The sequence below is a fragment of the Luteococcus sp. genome, from assembly GCF_043424415.1.
Taxonomy (GTDB): Bacteria; Actinomycetota; Actinomycetes; order Propionibacteriales; family Propionibacteriaceae; genus Luteococcus.
In genome coordinates this window covers 1-2,673 of the sequence record NZ_JBHWOO010000229.1, presented here as the reverse complement: position 1 = coordinate 2,673, position 2,673 = coordinate 1, and the positions used below count along the sequence as shown (strand labels likewise).

Here is a 2,673-nt window from a genome sequence, read left to right as displayed (position 1 = left end):
GCACTAGCAACGGCACCAACCCCCTCACCGCCCTGACCGCGGCCCACGCCCAACACGAGCTCGACGACGCCCGCGACAAGGCCGCCACCCTCGCCTGGCGCCTCGACACCCGCCACCCCCTGACCGCAGGCCCCCTGCCATGGCTGCCCGGTATCCCCACCCGCATCCACCACGACCCCGCCTGGGGAACCTGGGCGCAGCAACGCGCCACCCTCGTCACCACTCTCGCCGACCAGATCGCCCACCAGCCCCTCCCGGACGCGACGTGGGCGCACCTGCCCTGCACCGACGAGACCCGCCGCCAGCTCGCGATCAGGCGCGCCGCCAACGCCGTTCCCGACAGCGATCCACGCCCCACCGGGCCCCGCCAGACCACCCGCCAAGCCGCCCAGTACCAACGCGCCCTCGACCAGGCCATCGACCAGAACGACCCCGCACTCGAACGGTGGAAGCCGATCCTCGACGCCATCGGAGAACGACTCGCAACCGACCCAGCCGTGGCCCGCCTCGCCCACCGGCTCGACGACCTGCGCACCGCCGGCCACGACGTCCACGGCATCCTCGCCGAGACCGTCACCACCAAGCCCCTACCAGACGACCATCCGGCCGCAGCCCTGCTCTGGCGCCTCGCCCGCACCACCACCACACCCGAACCCACCCCGGACACCGCGCCGACGATCGAGCAGGCGGCGGTGGAACTGCCTGGCCCGGACGCCCCCGCCACCCGCCTGGCGCTGCTCGGCATGATCCGCGACGCGACCGGCCCTACCCCGCCCAGCGACGCCATGCTGCGTCACCAACTCGACCGCGCCGACGCCCTGGCCGACTCCCCCGTCCCCGCCGAGCGCCTCCACCAAGTCAACCAACTCGCCCAGGACTACTACGCCAGCCAGCTCCCGGGATCATGGGCCCAGCCCTACCTCGCCGAACGCCTCGGCGTCGACCTCACCAGTCACCCCACGATCCAACCCGGACACGCCCCTGCCGGCTGGACCAACCTCGCCGACCACCTACGCCGCCACGGCGTCACCGACCTCGAAATGCTCACCGCCGGACTCGTCAAACCTGCCTCCACCGGCAACCTCATAGACCGCTTCCGCGACCGCCTCACCCTGCCCATCACCGATGCGGACGGGCGCATCCTCGGCTTCGTCGCCCGGGCCAACCCGACCCTGCCCGCCGACAAGGCCGGGCCCAAGTACCTCAACACCCCGACGACCCCGATCTACAGCAAGGGCGACCAGTTCTACGGCCACCCCACCGCCAACAGCACCCCGGTCATCGTCGAAGGCCCCCTCGACGCCGTCGCCGTCACCCTGGCCACCGCCGGCCACTACACCGGCCTCGCACCCCTCGGAACATCCCTCACCGACCACCAAGCCGCCCTCCTCGCCAACCAGGAGCAAGTCGTCCTGGCTACCGACAACGACACCGCCGGCAACACCGCCGCCCACAAGGACCACTTCAAACTCGCCGTCCACCGCACCGACACCCTCCGAGCCGAACTCCAGGAAGGCAGCGACCCCGCCGAACTCCTCATCGCCCACGGACCCGCAGCCCTTACCCGATGCCTCGACAACGCGATCCCCACCGCAAAGCGACTCATCACCTCCGCGGACGACGATGCCACTGTCGACCAGGCGCTCTCCGCCATCGCAGCCGGCCATCCCAGCACGTGGCAGTCGGGCCTGGAGGGGCTCAGCCAGCAGACGAAGATCCCGGAGGATCAGCTGCAAGCGCGACTCGTCCCCTTGGTCGACGCATGGAACGACGAGCCCCGAGAAGCCGCCGCAGACGCGGCTTTGCCACAGAACCGCTGCATGGAACGGGCCGCCATGAACCGCCCACGCGAGCGCCGCCCAGACGTACCAGAGGACCATCCCACCCACGTGCCACGGCGGTAGGAGCATCAAATGTGCATGACATCGATCATCTGCCAAGGGAAGGCGCGTTGGGCACCTACGTTGGCCCAGTCTGACTCGACGTGCTTCACTCCTGCCATGACGAGCTTCGTTTCCCACACCTCAGTGGACTGCCGCGACGCCTACGCCCTGTCTGAGTTCTGGCGACCGATCCTGGGATACGTCGATCACGCCGACGACCCGAACGAACCTGGCCATGAGGAATGCCCGATCTTCGACCCCGAGACCGGCCACACCCTGTTGTTCATCGAGGTGCCGGATCCGACGCCGGGCAAGAACAAGTTCCACCTGGATCTGCGGCCCCGCACGGGAACCCGCGACGAGGAGGTCGAGCGAGTCCTCGGGCTGGGCGCCACCCTCGTGGCTGACCGCCGTGAGGCCAACGGGCTGGGATGGGTCACCTTGGCCGACCCCGAGGGCAACCAGTTCTGCATCCTGCGGTCCGATGAGGAGCGCAAGACTTCATCCTGACTGCCGTGGTCCGGGTCAGTCAGCAGTCCGTAGGTCTCGGCACTCCGTTGTGACTGTGGAAGCCCACAGCTCCTTGAATTTGGATATCTAGCTGGCTCCCTGACATTGCCATCAGCAGGAAGGTAGACTTATGTCCAAGGAAAATACACTCCTCTGCATGCCAAGCATCACCTTTTTGTTTGTTTGTTTGTTTTGGTCTTTTTAGGGCCGCACCCAAACCCACACCACATCTGTGACCTATGCCACAGCTCATGGCCCCACTGCTGATCCTTAACCCACT

The 2,673-nt window shown here is 67.7% G+C and carries 2 protein-coding genes; both read left to right on the top strand.

Translation table 11 applies throughout. The features are described 5' to 3' along the window. Positions 1 to 1,904 (top strand): toprim domain-containing protein (locus tag ACHFFZ_RS13275; protein ID WP_394277079.1); only part of this gene is annotated, 1,904 nt, incomplete at its 5' end. 96 nt (positions 1,905 to 2,000) lie between these two features. Beyond that, the gene (locus ACHFFZ_RS13270; RefSeq protein WP_087004426.1) at positions 2,001 to 2,393 is read left to right on the top strand and encodes a VOC family protein; all 393 of its coding nucleotides are present in this window, start codon (positions 2,001 to 2,003) and stop codon (positions 2,391 to 2,393) included. The last annotated feature ends 280 nt before the right edge of the window (positions 2,394 to 2,673 follow it).

Bases quoted from the DNA above. Each gene is read 5' to 3' on its own strand.
- ACHFFZ_RS13270 (WP_087004426.1), top strand. From the start codon at position 2,001: ATGACGAGCTTCGTTTCCCACACCTCAGTGGACTGCCGCGACGCCTAC.